The following is a 21,585-nucleotide window of genomic DNA, read 5'->3' on the forward strand; positions in this document are numbered from 1 at the left end:
AAAAGCCGCTGCCCGAGGAACATATTGTTCTCCGGCGGCGGCTTTCTGTCTGGTAAGCTTCTAAACACTCTGACCCATTTCCCTTTTCCCGGCAGCAGAAGCGCCGGGGGCCGTTCCTTTCCCCTCCCGGACCAGAAGGCTGTACAATACCGGAACCACCACCAGGGTAAAGAGGGTGGAAATCAATAATCCGCTCATCAAAGCCACGGACATAGGGGTGAACAGATCGCTTCCGGAAAAAGCCAGAGGAACCAGACCGATGACCGTGGTCACCGCTGCCAGAATAATGGGCCGGTAACGGCGGTTGACCGCAAAATGGCAGGCCTCATCGATGGACATTCCCTCTTCCCGGGCCAGATTGATAAACTCAATCAGCAAAATAGCGTTGCGGATGACCAGTCCCATCAAGCTTACCACCCCGACCAAAGCCGTAAAGGATAAGGGCTGGGCGAAGAGCATCAACCCTGCCACCACTCCAATCACGGATAAGGGAATGGTGATGAAGATAATTGCCGGCTGCAGGAAGGAACGAAACTGGATCATCAAAATCACGTAGATGAGGAACAAGGCGAAAATCGCCGTGGTCCCCAGACTTCCGAAATTATCCTTGATATCTTTGGCTTCTCCCTCATAGCTCACCGTAAGCCCGGAGAAATCAAAACCCGATTGGGTCAGCCGCTGTTTCAAGGTATTTTCAATGGTTACGGCACTGAATCCCGGCTGCACTTTTCCGGAAATCGTCACCGCCTGAACCCCATCATATTTATTAATCGTGGGCACAGTGGCTTGGAGGTGGATGTTTCCTAACTGCTTAAGCAAGATTTTATGGCCGGTCAGGGAGGATTTGATAGCCAGGTTTTCCAAATCCTCTTTGCTCTTCACATCGCTTTGAACCAGGATCGGGTACTCATTGCCGGCGATGCGGAATAGAGATGCTTCGGCACCGCTCAAAGCAATATTGATCTGTCTTTGGATATCGTAATTGGTGATGCCCATAGTCGTAGCCCGTTCCGTATCCACATCCACCACAAATTCGTATTCACCGGCGACATAATCATCCGCCACCTTCATAGTTCCGGGAACCCCCTCCAGCTCCCGGCGGATTAAAGCGACCCCATCCCTGACCTGCAGGGGATCGGCGCCGCTGACCCGCACCTCCAGGGGATCTCCCGGCATAGCTTTTTCCAACAACAGCACATTAGCCGAGCCACCGATTAAATGCTGATCCAATTGCTCCTGAAGGTGAAGGGCCAGGTCTTCATTATTGGCGAATTCCCCTTTGTCCAAATCCACCTTGACCATGATTTGGCCAAAATCTTTAGCAGGAGTCGCCTTAGGCAGTGTGATATAGAATTTGGGCAGACCGCCTCCCAGGGCAGTGGAATAACTGACGATCTCCTCATTTTCCTGGAGAATCCCTTCCACTTGTTCTGCCAACCGGGCTGTAGCTGAGATGTCGGAGGCATTTTCCGAATAGAGGTTAATATAAAAAACATTCTTATCCGCTTTGGGGAAAAACTCAATCTGAAGCTGGAGGGCACCGTAACCAGCGATGGCAATCAGCAAGATGGCTGCACACACCGTGGACTTTTTGTATTGCATGCCGATTTGCAAAGCATACCCATAAACACGGCGCAGGGGAGTCCGTTTGTCATCCTCTTTCTTCAACTTGTCAAAGAATAGATAAGCCAGGACGGGAGTCACGGTAATCGCTACCAAAAAGGAAGCGCTAACGGCAATAATCACCGTCTGGGGCAAGCTCCTCAGAAATTCTCCCGCCGGACCGGGGACAAAGAGCATGGGGGAAAAGGCGGCTGCGATGGTAAGGGTGGCTGAAAACACAGGAATCATGGCTTGCTTCATACCGCGGATGCAAGCCTCCATCTTCTCCAATCCCTGATCGATATGCACCTGAATGGCATCGATAATGACGATAGCATCATCCACCAGAATGCCCAGGGCTAAAATGAGACCGGCAATGGATATTTCCTGAAGCTGTATCCCCAGAAGATGCATGGCAATAAAGGTAATGACAATGGAGAGAGGAACTGCTGTGGAAGCTACTAAAGCATTCTTGAAGCCCATCCCCAAAAACACCACGATCAGCACCAAAGCCATGCCTTCCAAAAGATTCTTAAAGAATTCAGCCACACTCTTATCCACATCGGTGGGCTGATAAACCACCTCATCAACGATTAATTCCGGGGGCAGTTCCGCTTTCAGCCGGTCCAGCTCCGCCCGGACATCCTCGCCGACCAGCAGGATGTTGCGGTTCTCTTTGAAAAAGCCGCTCAGCATAATGGCATTTTGTCCGTTGTGCTTAAGCTGATAATCGGCATCCTCAATATCCCAACGGATGTCCGCCAGGTCTTGCAAACGAATGGGGGCCCCGGTTTCAGCAGATACATCGATGATCATATTCTCCAAATCGCTGAGTGATGTAAAAAGACCGGGGGAGCTGACATTGACCTTCACCCGCTGATCGCTTAAGGAACCTGAAGGAATCTGCAGGTTCTGAGCCTGAATCAAGGATACCAGTTCGTCAAGAGAGATGTTGTACTTGTTCAGTTCAGCTATCTTCACTTCAATGCGGGCCGCTTTGTTTTGAACGCCGGTCACGGTAAAGCGGGAAATGCCATCAATCTTGGCCAGTCTGCTTTTAAATTGCTCAGCATAATCGGCAAGCTGCTCATAGGTATACCCTGCCCCGGAGAGGCTGATGATCATCCCCGCCGTTTCGGAGAGCTTGGTGTCCGCTTCAATGTCAAAGCACTCGGCGGGAATTTTCCCTTGAGCTCCATCCAGAATCTGCCCCAGCTCGTTCCAGGCCTCTTTCACGTCCACGTCATTGTGAAGCTCCAGGACAACTACAGAGAGGCTGTTTTTGGTGATGGACTGGGAGGTCTTATAGCCCGGGACTTCCCGGATCTCATCTTCAATCACCCGGGTCACCAGTTTCTCCACGTCCTCAGGGGCCGCTCCGGGATAAATGGTGGTAATGACGGCAAAAGGAGCGGATATATCCGGGCTCTCCTGCTTGGGGACTATATAATAACTGTAGATTCCCAAGGCCATGGTCAGGATGGTGAAAAAGATGGTAAAACGCCAGTTGCTGATAATGTGGTAAAGGAGCCCTTTCTTATTGTTCATGGGAGGTGCCCTCGCTTTGAATCCTGACTTTCTGTCCTTCCTTTAAACTTTTCATCCCACTGAATATATAATGCTCCCCTGGCTTTAAGCCTTCCACCCGGATATTGAACCCTTGGGTATCCATTAACTTAATATTCCTCTTCACCGCCCGCTCCTCTTCAACCAAAAAAACATAATCTTCACCATCATTGAGGATGCAGGCCAAAGGAACCCATATCCCCGCTGCCTCACCTTGGGCAAACTTCACCTCGGCTGTGGCCCCAAGATAATATCGCTCACTGGAAAAAGGCTCAGTAATAAGGATTTCTGCAGTATAAGTACGGGTTTGGGGATCCGGAACAGCTTCCAGCCGTTCAACATGTCCTGTTCCTTTTTGCCCATCTAACGTGATTTCCACCCTATCCCCCACCTTGACCTTCTGAACATCACTTTGAGACAGACCCACTGTTACTTTCTGTTCAGGGGAGCGAATTACCACCACCGGATATCCGGCGGCAAGGATTTCGCTTTCCCGGAAAAGAATATCCACCACATAGCCTTCATTCTGAGCATAAAGCTGTGCGTCATTGAGCTGAATCTGTTTGGCTTCCAGCTCAAGTTGAGCTTGCTGATAGGTTGCTTCTTTCACATCCAAATCCAGCTTAACCTTAATAAGATCCGCTTCCGGCAGAGCCCCTGCTTCATGGAGCTTTTCCAACTTCCCATAGTTATCCCGGGCTTCTGTATAGGCTTTCTCTGCTTTGGTGACATTGAGCTGCGAAGCTTGAACTGCTAAGCCATACTCCGCAGTGTCCAAAGAAGCAAGCTTTTGGCCCGGCTTCACCAAGGCTCCCTTTTCCACAGCAATATCCGTGAGTTTCCCCGGAATTTTAAAGCTGTACTTTTTCAATTCGCCGGCAGAGGTAAGCCCTGTATAGCGCAGGTCCACCGGATAAGCCCCTTCCTCAGCTTTTTGCACTTGAACCAGATGTTCCTTTTCCGGAGGGATTACCGCAGCCGCCTGAGTACACCCTCCCAACATCAATGTCAACATCATGACCAGCGACATGAACCATCCAGTAGGTTTAGATCTCATCTTGATTATCCTCCCCATGATTAAGAATTCCGTAAAAAACCAGGTTTTTCATTTGCTCCAGCAGCTGTTTGATGGTGATATCCTGAGATTCCAGCATTTTAGGATCAGCCGGCATCATGAACAGATTATGAATCATGGACACGATGATCGCCGGGTTAAGATCCAAGCGGATTTTTCCCGTAGCCTGCCCCTCCTGGATTAAGGGATAAAAAATCTCTTGCCGGAACTCAGCCAATCTTTCAATCTTTTCTTTTTCTTCCGGATAATAACGGTAGAGTTCATCCACCAGCCGAAAAGGAATATCCTCCGGAGTGTACATCGTCAGCATGGCTTCAAACTTCTCCAGCCATGTGGAATAACCGCTGACGGCTTCCGTAAAGGTCTTTTTCTCCACCTCGACGATATTGTCCACCAACCGGCTGATCAATTGGTTCTTAGAGGTAAAGGATTTATAAATGGTCTTTTTGCTGATCCCTAATTCGCCGGCCACATCATCCATGGTGAACCCCCGTAACCCATAGCGTTGAATCAATTCATAGGCTTTCTCTAAAATGCGGTCTCGCAACCTGATTCCTCCCTGCGGAAACTAATTCAGTGTCTTTAGTTTCCTATGCAACTCCTTTTCTGTCAAGAACAATATAAAAAGAAAAAAGATGCAGCAGCTGCATCTTCTCCATTCATTGACCTAGGGACTGACTTTTGCCTCGCCCTTCTTCAAGAACTTCTCCATTAAGAACCCAATAATAATTCAGGTCTTGAGCGCCAATATGCTCCCCACCATGTGGTTCAAGCTGGATTTGACCCCTGGGTTCCCGATGAAGGCCCCATCTCAACAGGATTTTCAACCAATCCTGAAGAATCCGTTCTTCCTCACCCTGATCGCTTTTTCCTTTTACATTTCCTTTAAAGTAAAAATTTCTTCCATAATACTTTTGGATAATGGTATTCCAAGCCAGTATAAAATTCGGGGCATTTGTACCTACAATGCCTTCCTCCCAATTCTTAAGCAATTGCTCCTGCCCCTGGGCGGACGCTTTTCCTGAACAGGATAAAAAGAGCACTTCGTAAAGCCCGCTGAACTGCTGAGCATAGTGCATATACTCCCGTTTAGCCCGTTCAAAACTGTGGGGATGCATGACAAGGCTGGCGGCCCCTTGGGTAGAAGGAGCAGGTTTAACCGGCACATGCTTCATTTCTTTTTTGGTAAGGATCATCTCCAAAGCTGGGGTCTCTTCTTTAGACCGCGACCCTGTTTTCATGGTTTTGGGATGTTTCTGACCAGGGGTATAGCGCCTCGCGAAGTAAAATAAGAGGATAATTCCGATGGCTACCACGACACTTTCCCAACTTCCCATACTCTTCCCCCCTGTCCATATGTTCCTGGGCCGTCTGTTTCATCTTATTCAGATGGACACATTTTTCTTCCTGATCGTCAAAAATTGGCATAGAATCAAAATGACATATTGCCCCAATTTTCTTTGTTTCTTGTCACACTCAAGTATATCTTAGCAAATATCGATAAACTTGTCATCTCAATTAGTGCTGCAGACGGCCTTGGAGTTTGGCTTATGCTACCCGGGCGATACTTTTACCCTTTGCTGGTGCCGCCACAACATAGAGCTTGCTCCGGATTGTAATAACTTAACCGGGCTTTGCCCGATCATTGTTCTCGAACTCAAACTTTAGCTTTCCTGAAGAGGGATCTTCCCAAACAAGATAAGCCGCGAAAACGCTCCCATTTTTAGAGCGAAAACCCTTGATTAAATTCGTTTTTCCTTTCTTTAATAAGCTCTTGACCTGGGCAGGTGTCAGTACCTTGCCGCAGATGGGATTCTTCCAAAGAATAAAGGGGCAGCCATTTTTCCAGTTTTGGCAGCCATAACCCTTTTCCCGCTCCACTACCCCGCCTCCGCAGCTGGGGCAGATCCCCAAGTTTTCCTCGGCGGCCGAAGCTGGACTCTCCTGCCTTGTCTTGGCAGCCTTTGTAACCTTGGCCTGAACAGGGAGCTCTTGGGGCTTCTCCTCCAGATTGCTTTTGCTCTTTCGGCCAGAAGCGCCCGCCTTCTGAGGGGCAAAAGCCAGTGGTTTTTTTCCCCGGGTGGCTTCATAGTGACGCAGCTCTTCAATGATACCCCGGATAGCCTCTTCGACTTTCTCCATATACCGGCTTAAAGGCAATTCTCCCCGTTCGACCTGGGCCAATTCATATTCCATCTGCCCGGTCATTTCAGCACTGATCAGCAGCTGAGCCCGGGGTAAGCGCTCTTTAATCAAGCGAATAAGCTCTGTTCCTTTTGCCGTCGGCACCAGGACTTTCTGCTGCTGCAGAAGATATCCCCGGTCCAAGAGGTTTTCAATAATTGCCCCTCGTGTCGCCACGGTTCCCAGTCCTTTTCCCTTTAATTGCCGGCGCAGGGTCTCATCCTCGATCTCCTTGCCGGCTCCCTCCATGGCTTTAATCAGATCGCCTTGGGTATAGCGCTTGGGGGGCTTGGTCTCCTTTTGCAGGGCTTGACAGGACCGGGTCACAACCTCCTCATTCTGCTGAAGCAAAGGGAGCTGGAGTCCGGATCCCTCCGTGTACTTTTCCGTATTCTCGATCTTCTTCCATCCCGATTCCAGCAAGGTTTTGCCTTTGGTCAGGAAGAACTCCTCTTCCACTACCGTAACTACCTCTTTTTCCGCATAACGGGCCGGGGGAAACCAAATGCAGAGAAAGCGCAGGACAATCATTTCCCAGATTTTCCGTTCATCCGGACTCAAATTCGGAATCATTTTTTCAGTGGTAGGAATAATCGCGTGGTGAGCCGTAATCTCATTGATGACCCTTTTTCCCCCAGGTAAAGGATTATCAAGAGCTTCCTTTACCCATGAGGCAAAGGGGCTTTGTTCCAAAGCTTGCAGATGAACCTTCAGTTTGGGGAGCATGTCAGGGGGTAAATAATTGCAATCGGTTCTGGGGTAGGTTATGGCTTTCTTTTCATAAAGGGATTGGGCAATTTTCAGCACTTTTTCCGCTCCAAAGCCATAGCGCTTGGAAGCACTGACGGTTAGAGAGGTTAGATCAAAGAGCAAAGGATGAGGCTCCTTAGTCTCCTTATCTTTTACGGAACGAATTCTGCCCGGTTTTCCCTGAACTTTAGCGACAATCTCTTTACCCCGGTCCAGGTCTAACATCATTTGAGCGTTATCAGTTTCCTGATTTTTGTCACGCGTGTTCTTGACGGCAGGGTCAAACCATTTCCCCTTATAAGAGCCCTGCCCACTTGCAAATTCCGCTTCCACTTCCACATAAGCAACCGGGACAAAATTCTCGATCGCCCATTCCTGCTCCACCACCAAGGCCAATGTGGGAGTTTGAACCCGGCCGATGGAGATGACATTAGGCTTTTTGCGCACCGGATCGAAACTGCCAAAAAGAGCGGTGAACCCTTCGGTCAAATTCATGCCAAAATCCCAATCTCCATAGGAACGCCCATACCCTGCCTGAGCCAAGCCCTCCACCTCGCCAACGGGGCGCAGTTTGCTCATCCCCTCACGAATGGCCTCTTGGGTCAACGATGAAATCCAGAGCCGGAAAAGAGGCTTCTTGCTGCCTACAGCGTCCCATACTTCCTGAAAAAGCAGTTGCCCTTCCCGATCGGCATCCGTCCCGCAAATAACCTGCTGCACCTCCGGGGACCTGAGCAAGCCCTGCAGCACTTTAAACTGCTTGGCAGTGCCGGATTTTAACCCATACTGGAATTCCCCCAGCCGGGGAAGCACGGGGAGGCGGCGGATGCTCCAGCGCTTGCCCACTTTAGGGAGATCCATATAATTCTCCGGCGCTTTCAGTTCAAACAAATGACCGATACACCAGGAAATAATGTATTCGTCGTTCTCAAAATAGCCCTCCCTTTTTCCTTTTACACCAAGAGTCTTGGCATATTCCCTGGCTTGGGAGGGTTTCTCGGCTATGATCAAGGTCTTACCCATGGCTGCACCTCTTCTCCATCATCCAATTTATTTCCATTCCCTTGTGATGTTCTCTTTTTTATCCTGGGCACTTTGCCTCTCAAATCCTCGTAATAATAATACCTCATTAAGATACTTTTGTATGTTATGAAGATCTGATGAGGCACATGTCTTTGCCAACAAATCTCCTTGGGGGCAATTCATATGCACTTCTCCTCTCTCTTTTTGGACTTTTCATGTAAATTTACATTTTTAATCCAATTTTAATCTGGGCTTAAGAAGGTTTTTGCCTTCCATGTAGAATTAGACTTAAGTAAAAATATGTACGTCGACACTTGTGAGTTCACCAAAAAGGAGTTGGCAGGATGGATAAAATAATTGAGGTTGTAGATTTGCATAAGAGCTATGGTCATGTTCAGGCGGTTAAGGGGCTCAATTTTTATGTGGAAAAAGGCAAATTATTTGCCTTTCTGGGGCCCAATGGTGCCGGAAAATCGACGACAATCGATATCATCTGTACTTTTTTAAAGCCGGACCGGGGACGGGTCGTTGTGGACGGCTACGAATTAGGCAAAGAGGATAATAAAATCCGCTCCGTGATTGGTGCGGTATTTCAGGATGGCCTCCTGGATCCGCTGCTCACGGTAGAAGAGAATTTGCAGATCAGGGGCGGTTTCTACGGGCTGAAAAAGGCGGTTTTGGCTGATTCCATAAAATCCATTGCGGTCCTTACTGGGGTAGCTGAATTTTTGAAGCGGCCCTATGGCAATCTTTCCGGGGGCCAGCGCCGCCGGGCGGATATCGCCCGGGCCTTGGTTAACGCACCGAAGATTTTGTTCTTGGATGAACCCACCACAGGGCTGGATCCTCAGACCCGTAAAAATGTCTGGGAAACCATCCAGAAAATGCAGAAAGAAAAGGATATGACCATCTTTCTGACCACCCACTATATGGAGGAAGCTGCCGAGGCCGATTATGTTATAGTGATCGACAACGGCGAAATCGCCGCTAAAGGAACACCCACAGAGTTGAAACGGGACTATGCCAGTGACCGGCTTAAGCTTTCTTATCACGACAAAGAAAAGCTAAGCACAGCTCTTCAGGAAATGCACATCCCTTACCACCAGGTTGCCGATCAAATCATTATCGAGCTCTCATCAACTCTGGAGGCTTTGCCGATTCTGGCCGGATGCCAAGCTTATCTCACCGGCTTGGAAGTCAGCCATGGTACCATGGACGATGCCTTTATTAAGATCACCGGAAAGGAGATAAGAGAATGATCAACTTTATGCTGCGCAATCTGAAAATCTTCTTTAGAGATAAAAGTGCGGTTTTCTTTTCTCTGCTGGCGGTTTTTATCATTATCGGCCTCTATGCCCTTTTTTTAGGAGATGTTTGGGCTGAGGATTATGCGGATATAGAGAATGCCCGTTATCTTATGGATAGTTGGATCATGGCAGGATTGCTGGCTGTCACTTCCGTGACGACGACCATGGGGGCCCTGGGCATTATGGTGGCGGATAAAGCTAAAAATATTATCAAGGATTTTCAATCATCCCCTGTTTCTAGAAGCGCCCTGGCCGGTGGCTATATTTTAAGCGCTTTTGTCATTGGGGTCATCATGAGTGTTGTGGCCTTGATCTTAGCCGAAATTTACATTCTCGCCAATGGCGGGGAGCTGCTGACAGGGACAAAGACTTTACAGGTGCTGGCGCTTATTCTGCTCTCCTCTCTGGCCAGCACAGCGATCCTGTTTTTTCTGGCCTCTTTCTTCAAGAGTCTCAATGCTTTTTCTACGGCCAGCACCGTGATCGGAACCTTGATCGGTTTTTTAACCGGTATCTACTTGCCCGTTGGGGTTCTGCCGGAAGCAGTACAATATGTGGTAAAGATTTTCCCAATTTCCCATGCTGCCGTGCTCTTTCGTCAGATCCTTATGGAAGCACCCCTTCAGGAGGCTTTTGTCCAGGCCCCGGCAGAAAGCCTGGCAGAATTCAAGACCCTGATGGGCGTGACTTTCCGTTTTGGGGACACTCTACTTTCTCCCCAGGGAAGTATTTTAGTGTTGTTGGTTACAGCAGGACTTTTTTATGGTTTGAGTATCTTAAATTTGTCTCGTAAACGTAAATAGCAACTATGATTAAGAATAAAAAACACTCATCGTGGGAAATTAAATAAGAGTTCAGGGAAAATCCCTGAAACAAATTTTAAATACTAAAGGAGGGCAAAACAATGCCTGGACGTGTAGACAAAGTGGATTCCCATCTTCAAGGAGTTAAATGTGTTGTAAATACCTGCCACTATTGGGGAAATGATCACTGTCATGCCCAAACCATCGAAATTCAAGCTCCCAATGCAAAAACCACTGAAATGACGGACTGTGCCACCTTCGTTCCCAATGGAAACATGCGTTAGGCCATTTAAGATCAATCAACCATCCTGAGATGCAAACACCCAAAGGGAGTGTCGCGAAGCTGCTTGAAGCAGCGGTTGACGCTCCCTTTTCCTTAGCTATTCATCTTTTTATCCCCTGCCAGCAAAGGCAGATAGTATTTTTTGGCTAAAAGAGCCGCTCCGAAATTATAGAGGAAATGAGCGTATACCGTAGCCCAAAGGGTTCCCGCCAAGCCATAAAGGAGGCAAAGAAATACGCTGATCACGAAAGCGGCTCCCATCAGGAGGGGTTTCTTAAGATAGCGAAAGTGTATTCCCGTAAAAATAAGGCTGGTGAATAGGATACCGTACAAGGGGCCAAGGAAACCTGCAAGCCCTGTCTGGATAACCCCTCTGATCAGCAGCTCCTCAGAAAAGGCCCCGATGATAAACATGGGAAAAAGGAGTTTTGCCGGTAATTCCACTAGAAGACGGTTAATCCCACCATCATCGAAAGCATCGGGAGAGAAAACTTTCCAGGCCAGAATTTGCAGTCCCATCATAGAAAGAGCCACTGCCGTACTCAGGCACCATATGCTCCAGGTGCTGTCCCAAGCAAAAAAATCCTGCCAGAAATATCCTTGGCGCAAATAGAAAAACCAAAGCAGGAATCCTCCCAGAAGCAACGAGAGCAGCTGAGTGAGCCAAAATGACGGCAGCAAAGCCTGACGCAGCTTTTCTTCATATTGCGCCTTTTCCTGATGTTCCTCTTTATATTGCTCCTTTTTATGATGCTCCATCGTTTCCACTGAATACCCTCCTACTACTGCCTGCCTTATCACTATTCATGTGTTCCAATGACCTTCATCAGCTCAGCTTATCCTATAGTTTATCCTATAGTGAACAAGATAAGTTTGCAAGACTTGCCTTTCTCCGGGTGAGTTATTATGATAGAAGAAGAATTTTATGATGAAGGGTGATACCGTATTGGCTAAACTAGAGCTGATTGCCACAAGTGCCTTTGGCATTGAATCCATAGTAAACCGTGAACTCCATAATCTGGGCTATACCGAAACCCAAGTGGAAAACGGCAAAATTACCTTTGCCGCCAATGAGCTGGGAATTTGCCGGACCAATCTGTGGCTGCGTTCAGCAGAGCGGGTCCTGCTGAAAATGGGCGAATTCAAAGCAACAACCTTTGAGGAGCTTTTCCAGCAAACCAAAGCCCTGCCCTGGGAGGAATGGCTCCCCGTCGACGCGGAATTCCCTGTGGAAGGAAAGTCCATCAAATCCAAGCTTTTCAGCGTTTCCGATTGCCAGGCTATTGTCAAAAAAGCTGTCGTCGAACGGCTCAAAGATGTTTACGGCATCAGCTGGTTTAAAGAAACCGGCCCCAAGTACAAAATCGAAGTCGCTCTTTTAAAGGACGTCGTCACCCTTACCCTTGACACTTCCGGCGCCGGGCTGCACAAGCGGGGCTATCGCCGCTTAGCGGGGCAAGCCCCTTTAAAAGAAACCTTAGCCGCCGCTATGATCAATCTCAGCTATTGGAAAGCAGACCGCGCCTTAATTGATCCTTGCTGCGGCACAGGAACGATTCCTATCGAAGCCGCTATGATCGCTCTTAATCGTGCACCAGGCCTAAAGAGGGACTTTATCGCTGAGAAATGGCCCAATATTAAGGAGAAACTCTGGCGGGAAGCCCGTGAAGAGGCTGAAGACCTCTATACTCGGGATCAGGCGCTCCATATTTATGGTTCGGATATCGATCCAAAAGCCCTTCAGCTGGCCCGGGCTCACTGTGAAGATGCCGGACTGACGGATAAAATCTTCTTCCAACGCTTGCCTGCTGCCGAAGTCCGCTCTCGGTTCCAATACGGCCATCTGATCACGAACCCTCCTTATGGAGAGCGTTTGGGTGAGGAAGAGGAAGTCAAACAGCTCTATAAAGATCTAGGCGAGATCTTCAAGAGCTTGGCAACCTGGTCCTTGCATATGATCACCACGGATAAACATCCCGAGCTCCTGATCGGCCGCCGCTGGGATAAGAGCAGAAAGCTTTACAACGGCCGCCTGGAATGCCATTATTACCAATTCTTCGGACCCAAGCCGCCAAGAAGTCCGCGGCCTGAGTAACCTGCCTTTAAATTATGTTGGACTTGTCTGCGCCCTTCGAATAGGCATTAGCTGAACTTGAGTTAATTCATAAAGAAAGATAGGGCACCTGGCTGAAAGGCGCCCTATCTTTTTTGTTTTACTCCAACGATTACCCTACACACAAATCTTCGTTAAGATGATAAATCGCACTGGTGTATTTATCCCGGTCAATGACAAATTGCATGTTGACCTGACGCAGGGATTGGGACACACAGTTCACGTTAATATGATTCTTCGCTAAACTGCTGGTAGCACGAGCTAAAATATTGGGAACGGCAATATTCGAGCCGATCACGCAGACGATGGCCGCCGGCAGAATGGTTACGGTCTGATAAGCCCCCTTCAGCTCCGCCATCAGCTCTTCGTTCAGATCATGCTCCCAGATCACCAGGGAGATGCTGTTGGCATTGGTGGCTTTCATGATATAACTTACAGAATAGTTCATGAACATCTCCATAATCTGTTTATCATAGCCTGCTTCCCCCACCATTAAGGAATCATGGATTTCCACTACCACCACTTTGTCCGAACCGGCAATAATCTCAATTTTGGCCTCAGGGCCAATATAGTCTTTGGAGATAAGGGTTCCCGGATGATCCGGTTCGAAAGTGTTCTTCAGGCGCAGATTAATCCCGGCCATTTCCAAGGGTTTGGAGGCATTGGGATGGATGGCCTCCATGCCTATATCCGCCAGCTGATCCGCAACATCATAATTAGTCCGCCCTACGGGGATGGCCTTTTCTACCCCCACAATCTTCGGATCGGCGGAAGATAGATGAAACTCCTTATGAATGATCGCTTCATCCGCATGGAGATGAGTGGCAATCCGGGAGAAAGTGATCTCCGAATAACCCCGTTCAAATTGGCGCATAATCCCTTCTTTGCCTTTGGTATACCCGGTGACGATAACGATCTCTTTGAATGGGTCCACTCCCCGGAAAGCTTTGGCGATCCGCTCATCAATGGTGAGCTGGCTGGAATCCCGGAGGCCGGTTAAATCCACAAGGCGGGCGGGTATGCCCCGGTTCTGCATAATGTTCACGGAATTGAAAGCCGAATGGGCTTCTCCCAAAGAAGCCAGCAGTTCCCTGGCCGCCGAGAAAATATTCTCCCGATCCACATAACCGGAGGCAATGATTTCATGCATACTATGCAAATAGGATTTGGTCTGTTGGATCCTTGAACCCAGGAACTCCTTAGCCGCTTCATAATCCAAACCGATGTTCACAAATCTTTCGTTAACCTTGAGGAGATCCTGTAACAGGACATTCAAAGCTTCTTCGCAATCTTCCCCATTGACAAAATGACGATAAATTCCCGGAGCCTTTGTCTTTTTATCCTCCAAAAGCTTGTTGGTCACCCCTGCGTAAGCGGAGACAACAAATACTCTGCCAAAGCTGAAACGCTGTGAATCCGGTTCCCCAATAATATTTTTCAAGACATCTTCGAATTGGGACATAGAAGTGCCCCCGATTTTTTCTACCGTTAACATACAACACCTCATCAGTATCAAGTTCTCTGTTAAATAACACTATTCATCATTATAATACAGCACTTCAAGAGCAACAAGATAAAATTTCGTTTATTAAACTGGCCAACTTTCCAAAAATAAAAATTACCATATATTAGAAATATAAATCCTTAAACCCTCTTCAGCGTTCAGCGCCGATTATTCCAGGAAAAGGAGTGAATTCTTCATGCATCTTTTTGATAAATGCTGCGTTCCTTTCAGTTTTTGGGGGCCGCATCCTCAATTCTTTAATACTCAAGCCTGCTGTCCCCCGATTCAAACCTGCTGTCCTCCGGCACATGCTCCGTTCCCCAACATGTATCCCTCTTATCCTTCTTATCCAGCTCAACAAAGACCCCAATGCCCGCCGGTCCAGCAAGCCCCGGTTCAACAGCAGCCTCCGGTTCAGCCACCTCTAATCAATAATCCCCCCTCATCCCGTTCCAAAGGGTAAAAGACCCATCCTTTTATACTATGCTACTCATAGCAAAGGTGGTTCCGTCTTATGGGAACCACCTTTTTACACAGATTCTCTTCTCATCCCCCCGAAGAAGACAAGGATACGGGCTTACCTTTACTAAGACATGGCCCACAGATACAGAGAAGCCACCGACCCGTAGGGTGAATACTTCTTGCGGTAATGCTCAAAGGTCTCCTTGGATAACTCCTCCAGTCCATAACAGTTCATCATTCCCCTGCGGATAGCTAAATCCCGATAGCTGACCACGTCGGGCCGGCAAAGGGAATGGATCAGCAGCATCTCCGCCGTCCACACCCCCACACCGGGTAAAGCCGACAAGGATTGGATGATTTCTTCATCACTCAGGGTAGGGAGCTCCTGGAAATCCACCTCACCTCTTTGGGCAGCTGCGGCAACCCCTTTGATATATCCCGCCTTGCGCATAGACATGCCGCAGCCTTGAATCGCTTCCAGATCGGCTAAGGCGATCTTCTCGGCACTAATCTCTCCCAGCAGGGTTTGCAGCCGGTTCCATACCGTCTCAGCTGCCTTTTTGGAAATCTGCTGGCTGACCACACTGGAGATCAGCGCTTCAAAAAGATCCGGGGTAATCCCTCTCTCGATCATTCCTATGCGCTCAATAGCCTGCCCCAGGACCTTATCCCGGGTCTTTAAATGCTCAATTTCTTTGGAGCCGTATGGAAAAAAAACCATTTAAAGCGTCCTTTCCATAATGATATGGGGAATCCCATCTTCCATGAATTCCTCAGACACCTGGCGGTACCCTAGTTTTTCATAAAAGTTCTGAGCCTGGGTCTGAGCATGAACCTTTGCTTTATGAAAGCCTTCCCTTTGTGCAATCTGCTCCATGCTTTTGACCACGACACTGCCTAAGCCGAATTTTCGCAGGTTGGCACGGACACAGATCCGCTCCAATTTAGCCGTATCCCCCAGCCAGCGCAGCCTGCCCGCAGCTGCCGGCTGGCCTTCATAGTATACCAGAATATGACGGGCGGCTGCGCCCGGCTCGTCATAACCATCAAATTCATCCTGCAGCGGAACCCCCTGCTCTTCCACAAAAACTTCCCTGCGAATTTGAAAAGCCTCCTCTAATTCCGCCCCTTTTGCTTCAACAACTTTCATGCACTATTCCATCCTCTTGCTTCTTTTTATTGTTTCTCATGAGTTCCTATCCATCAGTCAAAATCCTTGATCATCTGAATATATTCAAGGTCATTAAATCCCAATCGTTTATACAGGGATATGGCCTGAACATTCTCTTCCTCCACCTCCAGCCGGATCCGCTTAATCCCTGGGTGCCGGTGACTTTCCAAGTATTGAAAAAATTCCCGGGCCAGTCCCTTTGAGCGGTAAGGGGGCAGGATATAAATCTCATCTATCCAAACGACGATTCCTCCTGCTTCCTGAGAAAAAGTCTTGGCCGTAATCGCGTATCCGGCAGCCTGGTTTTCCTGTTCCAGAATATATCCGTTCAGATAACGATCCGAGCTCATCATCTCCGCAAAGGTTCTGCTGTGAAATTCCTCAGGTACAGGGTGGAGAACAGCGTCCGAATGGTAGAATTCAGCCGCCAGTTCCAGAAACAGTTCCCGATCCCCTTCTTGCATTGCTCTAATCATAACATGTCAATCTCCTATGCGCTTTACTTATGCTAATGATTATAGCAAAAAAGACCAAACTTGGCATGCCTGCCAGTGCTCTGTAACACTTAAAACTTGCCGTACTAAAACCTTCCTGAACGCAAAATGGATACCAGCAGCAGAATGAACATCATGGCCGCTACTGTAAAACCAGCCTCAATAGCCGGTATCCGCCAGAAGACCAGGGGTTCCTTGCCTAAGGCGGAGGCAATAACCAAACCGCACATAATAATGCTGAAGGACAGCAATAAGATACTGAAAGAGAGCTGATTGCTGATCCGGTCCAGCTTCCGTATAAAGGCGGCCAGTTCGGGTAGATAAATCTCCACCCGTATCTTTCCCCGCTGAATGCTGCTGAAAATCTCCTTAGCTTGTTTAGGGAGGTTTAATAAAAGATCGAAGTATTCCCGGAAATGCTTCCAGGTCTTTTCAGCGAGAAAAGCGGGATGAAGCCGTTCCTTAAGGAGCTGCTCACCGAAAGGTTCGGCAATATCGATGATGCTGATCTCGGGATCCAACTGCTCCACGATTCCTTCCAAACTCAGAAGGGATTTACCCAACAGGACAAGATCGGCAGGAATAATAATCCGGTGTTTGTAGGCCACCTTAAACAGGTCATTAACAGCACTCCCCAGATCGACTTCACTCATGGGCACATCCAGATACTTCTCTCTTAACCCATCCACATCCCGATACAATACTTTGGGATCCAGATCCTCAGGCACGATCCCCATGGCAAACACAGCCTCCACCATGTCCTCCGTCTTCCGCCGCATCATCCCGATGACCAGTGAAGCAAAATGATCCTTCATATCAGAAGAAAGCCTGCCGATCATGCCGAAATCGATTAAGGAAATCACCTGTTTGGGCAAAACAAAGATATTGCCCGGATGAGGATCCCCATGAAAAAACCCCTCGATTAAGATTTGCTTGAACATCGCTTTAATCAGATTCTCTGCCAGTTCCTTCCGATTATAGCCCAAGGCTTCAAGGGTCTGGAATTGGCTGAGCTTGACTCCCTGAATGTATTCCAAAGTCAAAACTTTTTTGGTGGAGTATTCTTTATAGACCTTGGGAATGTGAATGGAGGAATCCCCTTGAAATTGCTTTCTGATTCGTTGGGCATTATTGCCTTCAATTTCATAGTTTAACTCATTGCGCAAGGAATTGGCGAATTCCTCCACCATATCCCGCACATGATAAAGGGCGGCCCAATCCATACGCTTTTCCGCCAAAGCAGCCAAATCCAAAAGTATCTCCAGATCCGTCTCGATCTTCTGGGCAATATGGGGGCGCTGGATTTTTACCGCAACACTTTCCCCTGATTGGAGAACGGCACGGTGAACCTGGCCAATCGAGGCTGCGGCCAGTGGCTCTTCCTCAAAATGCCGGAAAATATCCTGAGGCAGGGCCCCCAACTCGGCTTCAATAATTTGACTGACCTCGGCAAAAGAAAAGGGCGGAACTTGATCCTGCAATTTTTCCAGTTCTGTAATGAGGTAATCGGGAATAATATCCGGCCGGGTGCTGGCTATTTGTCCAATCTTGACATAAGTAGGCCCCAACTCCTCTAAGGCGTTACGCAGGCGCTGACCGAGAGTTATGGGATCCACCTCTTCCTCCCGCCTCCGGATCCGTCTGGAAAAAGAGATAAAATTAATAAGCCCCATCTCTTCCAGGATGAGGCTGAATCCATTACGGGCCAATACCGTGGCTACTTCTTGATAGCGATGAACATGACGAATTTTTCTGCTAATCATGGGTCCGGCTTTCCAATTGAGCGATGCGGTTTTCCAGTCTCTCGATGTCTGCTTTGGTAGGAAGGTTAAGCTCCGTCAGGATTTTTTGTACTTGCTCCTTAAGCCTGACCTGAATCTCATTCTGCTGATCCTCTCCCTTTTGGACCAGCTCATTCATTAATTCCTTGGACTCATTGGCGGACAGCTCTCCTTTCTTTACCAACTCATCCACGACCTTCTCAATTTGCTCTTTGCTCACCACAGCGAAACCTAACCCCAAGGCTAAACCTTTCTTGAGCATATCTTTCATGCTTACATCCCCCTGCCGTGAATTCAAATCTTCATCCTTAGTATTTACGCGGTTGCTGAAAACCATTCTTTAATCACCAGGAAAGCACGCACTAAACAAACCTTGGCATTACCGGACGAATGCCTTATAATTGTCTTAATTCAATACACTAGGATTAGGTACTCAATCCTTACGGGAGAGAGTTAAAAGGGAAGCCGGTTCAATTCCGGCACGGTCCCGCCACTGTGAATTGAGTGAGTAATCACTCTTAAGTCAGGAACCTGCCTAATCATCAGCGACCCTCCTCGAGGACAGGATACGGCGCTGCAAGAGTTTACTAATGCAGCAAAAACCTTTTATCCTGGCGATAAAAGGTTTTTCTTGATCTTTCCACTTCAACTTGAAAGGAGTACAAAAAAATGAATAGAAAAAAACAGGCATTCACCCTGCTGATAACCCTATGGGTGACCTTAGTTTTGCTCAGCGGCTGCAATTCACCCTCACAGCAAGGTGCCGCTCCTCCCGAAGCGCCCTCCGGGCAAGATACCATCCAGACTACAAGTTACCCTTTAACCTACACAGATGATACAGGTGTGGCCACCACTCTGGAAAAGGAACCTCAACGCATTATCTGTCTGGCTCCGCCTTCCACGGAGATCTTAAGCGCTCTGGGCCTGGATCGCAAGCTGATCGGCTTAACTGTGTACGATAATTACCCGGTGGGTATTCAGGAGAACGCAGAATATATTTTTGAAGACAGTTTAAACCCCAATCTGGAGCAGCTCATTCAGCTCAAACCGGATTTGGTCGTGACCGGAATGCATAAGGACAGCTTTATTAACTCCCTGCGCAGTTTGGGGATACCTGTCGCTCATTTAAACCCCCAAAGTCTGGAAAGCACCTATCAAACCATTGAGAAACTAGGATACATTACCAATACTCAGGAACAGGCCCAGGCTGTGCTCCAGGGAATGAAAGCAAAGGAACAAGCCATTGCCGATAAAGTAGAGGCCATCAAGGAAGCTGAGCGGGTCAGGGTATGGATTGAAGTGGATCCAGGTCTTTTTACCGCCGGTGCAGGAACCTTTCTTAACGAACTCATCACCAAAGCAGGTGGCATCAATATCGCCAGTGATGTCCAGGATTGGGCGCAATACAGCGAGGAGCAGGTGATTGAGAAGAACCCTCAGGTTATCCTGAGCACCTACTCCTACTACATGGATAATGTGAAGGCCACCATCGTCGCCCGCCCGGCTTGGCAAGCCATCGATGCTGTCAGCAATGACCGGATTTACGATCTGGACAGCGATATGGTGACCCGCTCCGGTCCCCGGATCGTCGACGGCTTGGAAACCATCGCTAAAGCCCTTTACCCGGAGCGTTTCTGACTCTTTAGCCCTTGGCAAGGGTGGTCTTATCATCCGTATGGGGAGAGAGCTATTGACCTAAGTTAAGTCCTTCGGTAATATGTCAAGACTCTAAGCGAGTCAAATTTTCAGTTAGCTAATAATCAGTGGGCAAAAAAGGCAACAAGAAACCATCTCATTCCCAAACTATCGTGGGAAAAAGTTACAAAAATGGAGTATCGGTTAGCGCAATTCATGCTTGGTTTGCATTCCCCCTATTGCCATGTGGCCTATAGATTTGGTTGCTGCGTAGCAGAGCATCAACCATACGGACGAGTTTGCGTGCAGTAAGCACGAGAGCACGGCGATGATGATGAGTCTTACTTTCCGAAAATTTACGTTGGTAGAAGACCTTGTACTCTGGTTCCTTTTGGCGTACTAAGTTAGCAGCCTGGATGATATAACTGCGCAAGTAGGTGTTGCCAGTTCGGGTTAAGGGTGTGTCATCGGCTGTAAAATCACCTGACTGGTGGGTACGCCAGGTTAACCCAATAAACTTTGCTAAGGCTCCTTCATTCGGAAAACGACGGATGTCTCCGATCTCAGCAATAATACCAGCTGAAAGCACAGGGCCAATACCGGGAATGGTAATGAGCGTATTCGGGAAATGCCTGATTTCTGCTTCGATTGCCTTATCGATTTTCTTTACCTGCTTCTCCAAGGTGTGGATGGTTTCAATGCTCGTGGCCAGGATAAGGTTAATGGGTTGCAATAGGCTTCCACGCAGTCGATGGGCCTTGCGGGCAGCTTCCTTCAACTCTCTGGCTTTGGTTTCCGGATCCTCGAAATGACGTTTTCCTTTCTCCATGAGGAAATCAATCAGTTCATCAAGCGGTCGAGCCGCAACCTCTTCTGGAGAAAAAAACTCAAGTGTCAAGGATTCAGAAGTAGCGCCGAAAGTGTTACTAAAAACCGCACCTTGGGCAAGCGTGCTAAACTTCAAGAACAAGTTCGTGAGAAAATAATTCTTCTCTCTGGAAATCATCTCAATCAAATGACACCGAAAGCGAGTGAGGCGCTGTAAGGGTAAGTAGCGGAAATCGACCTGAGAGCCCTCTGGGAGCCGACCGAAGCGTAGACGTTCGGCAATGACCCAGGCATCAATCCAATCGTTTTTCGGAAGGTCCACATAAGCCTTCTTGAAATTAGCAACGACCTTGGGGTTAAAGGAATAAATTTGGGGCTGCAAAGGGGCTAAAGAATGGTCTTCCGCTAAGAACATTTGTAACGGCCAACTGTATACGGAAGTGGCCTCTAAACCAATAACCAGCCGGTCCACATTCACTTGAGCACAGGCGTCAAAGAGATATCGGGCAACTTGCTCACAACCAGGCTGATCATTCAAAGCCCGTAGCCTTTTAACCGGTTCATTACCACGCTCATCTAAGATTCGCACTTTAAAATCACTGGAACTCACATCAATACCGACAAATAAACTCAATTAAAATCACCTCACTTTCTGAGCCAAACAATTTGTAAGATTAACGTTGGGACCAGGCACCACAACAGGTCAACAACCTCGCCGAATCAGCACTTGTCCTAAAAAGACCTTGGATCCAACCGATCTGCTACTATCGGAGGAGTTCCCTTTAAGCTGTGCAACCTTCGAGTTAAAAGTTCAAATTGTGGGCTGGCAGTCAGACTTAAAAAGAGGTCAGAGCCTCAAGGAGGAAAAGGCTTTGCCAGAACGAACCTCACGGTACCATTTTGCTTGAAATCCCAACAAACTTAAATACTTTTTTGTTGTCAAAGAACGATCTGAGGAATCTCAGGTATTCCTCATCCTGAGCCTGTGGACAGTGCCAGCCTGT

At 48.1% G+C, this 21,585-nt stretch carries 19 protein-coding genes and 1 riboswitch; of the genes, 5 read left to right on the plus strand and 14 right to left on the minus strand.

The window, feature by feature from the left end; all coding sequences use genetic code 11:
- Window positions 1-60 precede the first annotated feature (60 nt).
- From DHAF_RS16145 to DHAF_RS16165, 5 genes are all read right to left on the minus strand, one after another.
- A complete protein-coding gene (locus DHAF_RS16145; RefSeq protein ID WP_015944487.1) occupies window positions 61-3,150 on the minus strand; it encodes an efflux RND transporter permease subunit in 3,090 nt (1,029 codons plus the stop codon).
- Complete coding sequence (locus tag DHAF_RS16150) at window positions 3,140-4,225, minus strand: efflux RND transporter periplasmic adaptor subunit (protein WP_015944488.1); 1,086 nt, start codon at window positions 4,223-4,225, stop codon at window positions 3,140-3,142. Before DHAF_RS16150 ends, DHAF_RS16145 begins: the two co-directional genes overlap by 11 nt.
- Complete coding sequence (locus DHAF_RS16155) at window positions 4,215-4,790, minus strand: TetR/AcrR family transcriptional regulator (protein WP_015944489.1); 576 nt, start codon at window positions 4,788-4,790, stop codon at window positions 4,215-4,217. Before DHAF_RS16155 ends, DHAF_RS16150 begins: the two co-directional genes overlap by 11 nt.
- A 112-nt stretch (window positions 4,791-4,902) precedes the next feature.
- Window positions 4,903-5,580 carry a hypothetical protein gene (locus DHAF_RS16160; protein ID WP_015944490.1) on the minus strand — a complete coding sequence of 226 codons (678 nt, stop codon included), beginning with the start codon at window positions 5,578-5,580 and terminating at the stop codon, window positions 4,903-4,905.
- Between the two features lie 286 nt (window positions 5,581-5,866).
- Window positions 5,867-8,200, minus strand: coding sequence for a type IA DNA topoisomerase (locus DHAF_RS16165; protein WP_015944491.1), 2,334 nt, complete (start codon window positions 8,198-8,200; stop codon window positions 5,867-5,869).
- A gap of 344 nt (window positions 8,201-8,544) precedes the next feature.
- On the opposite strand from DHAF_RS16165, the gene DHAF_RS16170 reads away from it, so the two are divergent.
- From DHAF_RS16170 to DHAF_RS16180, 3 genes are all read left to right on the plus strand, one after another.
- Window positions 8,545-9,459, plus strand: coding sequence for an ABC transporter ATP-binding protein (locus tag DHAF_RS16170; protein WP_005812720.1), 915 nt, complete (start codon window positions 8,545-8,547; stop codon window positions 9,457-9,459).
- On the plus strand, window positions 9,456-10,310 hold the full coding sequence (locus DHAF_RS16175; RefSeq protein ID WP_005812722.1) for an ABC transporter permease: 855 nt from the start codon (window positions 9,456-9,458) through the stop codon (window positions 10,308-10,310). Before DHAF_RS16170 ends, DHAF_RS16175 begins: the two co-directional genes overlap by 4 nt.
- 101 nt (window positions 10,311-10,411) lie before the next feature.
- Window positions 10,412-10,594 (plus strand): DUF1540 domain-containing protein, encoded by a 183-nt coding sequence (locus DHAF_RS16180; RefSeq protein WP_015944492.1) that lies wholly within the window; start codon window positions 10,412-10,414, stop codon window positions 10,592-10,594.
- A gap of 92 nt (window positions 10,595-10,686) precedes the next feature.
- Here DHAF_RS16180 and DHAF_RS16185 read toward each other — a convergent pair whose 3' ends face one another.
- Window positions 10,687-11,352: a CPBP family intramembrane glutamic endopeptidase gene (locus tag DHAF_RS16185; RefSeq protein ID WP_041272116.1), complete on the minus strand. Its 666-nt coding sequence runs from the start codon at window positions 11,350-11,352 to the stop codon at window positions 10,687-10,689.
- A 166-nt stretch (window positions 11,353-11,518) separates the two neighbouring features.
- On the opposite strand from DHAF_RS16185, the gene DHAF_RS16190 reads away from it, so the two are divergent.
- Window positions 11,519-12,688 (plus strand): THUMP domain-containing class I SAM-dependent RNA methyltransferase, encoded by a 1,170-nt coding sequence (locus DHAF_RS16190; protein ID WP_242659895.1) that lies wholly within the window; start codon window positions 11,519-11,521, stop codon window positions 12,686-12,688.
- Between the two features lie 130 nt (window positions 12,689-12,818).
- On the opposite strand, the gene DHAF_RS16195 is transcribed toward DHAF_RS16190, so the two are convergent.
- The 7 genes from DHAF_RS16195 to DHAF_RS16220 all read right to left on the minus strand — a co-directional run bounded on the left by DHAF_RS16195 (window position 12,819) and on the right by DHAF_RS16220 (window position 18,389).
- Entirely contained in the window at window positions 12,819-14,201 is a 1,383-nt protein-coding gene (locus DHAF_RS16195; protein WP_015944495.1) for an aspartate kinase, read from the minus strand.
- 266 nt (window positions 14,202-14,467) lie between these two features.
- Window positions 14,468-14,632 (minus strand): hypothetical protein, encoded by a 165-nt coding sequence (locus DHAF_RS26130; protein ID WP_172636487.1) that lies wholly within the window; start codon window positions 14,630-14,632, stop codon window positions 14,468-14,470.
- Window positions 14,633-14,796: 164 nt separating this feature from the next.
- Entirely contained in the window at window positions 14,797-15,393 is a 597-nt protein-coding gene (locus DHAF_RS16200) for a DNA-3-methyladenine glycosylase family protein (protein WP_011460050.1), read from the minus strand.
- A complete protein-coding gene (locus tag DHAF_RS16205; protein WP_011460051.1) occupies window positions 15,394-15,822 on the minus strand; it encodes a GNAT family N-acetyltransferase in 429 nt (142 codons plus the stop codon).
- A 53-nt stretch (window positions 15,823-15,875) separates the two neighbouring features.
- The gene (locus DHAF_RS16210) at window positions 15,876-16,319 is read right to left on the minus strand and encodes a GNAT family N-acetyltransferase (protein WP_005812737.1); all 444 of its coding nucleotides are present in this window, start codon (window positions 16,317-16,319) and stop codon (window positions 15,876-15,878) included.
- A 104-nt stretch (window positions 16,320-16,423) separates the two neighbouring features.
- Window positions 16,424-18,100, minus strand: a complete 1,677-nt coding sequence (locus DHAF_RS16215) for an ABC1 kinase family protein (RefSeq protein ID WP_015944496.1) — start codon at window positions 18,098-18,100, stop codon at window positions 16,424-16,426.
- A complete protein-coding gene (locus DHAF_RS16220; RefSeq protein ID WP_015944497.1) occupies window positions 18,093-18,389 on the minus strand; it encodes a phasin family protein in 297 nt (98 codons plus the stop codon). The genes DHAF_RS16215 and DHAF_RS16220 overlap by 8 nt, the downstream gene beginning before the upstream one ends.
- 139 nt (window positions 18,390-18,528) lie before the next feature.
- Window positions 18,529-18,671, plus strand: a riboswitch (cobalamin riboswitch).
- Between the two features lie 116 nt (window positions 18,672-18,787).
- On the opposite strand from DHAF_RS16220, the gene DHAF_RS16225 reads away from it, so the two are divergent.
- Window positions 18,788-19,756: an ABC transporter substrate-binding protein gene (locus DHAF_RS16225; protein ID WP_015944498.1), complete on the plus strand. Its 969-nt coding sequence runs from the start codon at window positions 18,788-18,790 to the stop codon at window positions 19,754-19,756.
- A gap of 211 nt (window positions 19,757-19,967) precedes the next feature.
- Here DHAF_RS16225 and DHAF_RS16230 read toward each other — a convergent pair whose 3' ends face one another.
- Window positions 19,968-21,215 (minus strand): IS110-like element ISDha12 family transposase, encoded by a 1,248-nt coding sequence (locus DHAF_RS16230; protein WP_005808714.1) that lies wholly within the window; start codon window positions 21,213-21,215, stop codon window positions 19,968-19,970.
- Between the last annotated feature and the right edge of the window lie 370 nt (window positions 21,216-21,585).

The sequence above is a fragment of the Desulfitobacterium hafniense DCB-2 genome (assembly GCF_000021925.1).
Taxonomy (GTDB): domain Bacteria; phylum Bacillota; class Desulfitobacteriia; order Desulfitobacteriales; family Desulfitobacteriaceae; genus Desulfitobacterium; species Desulfitobacterium hafniense.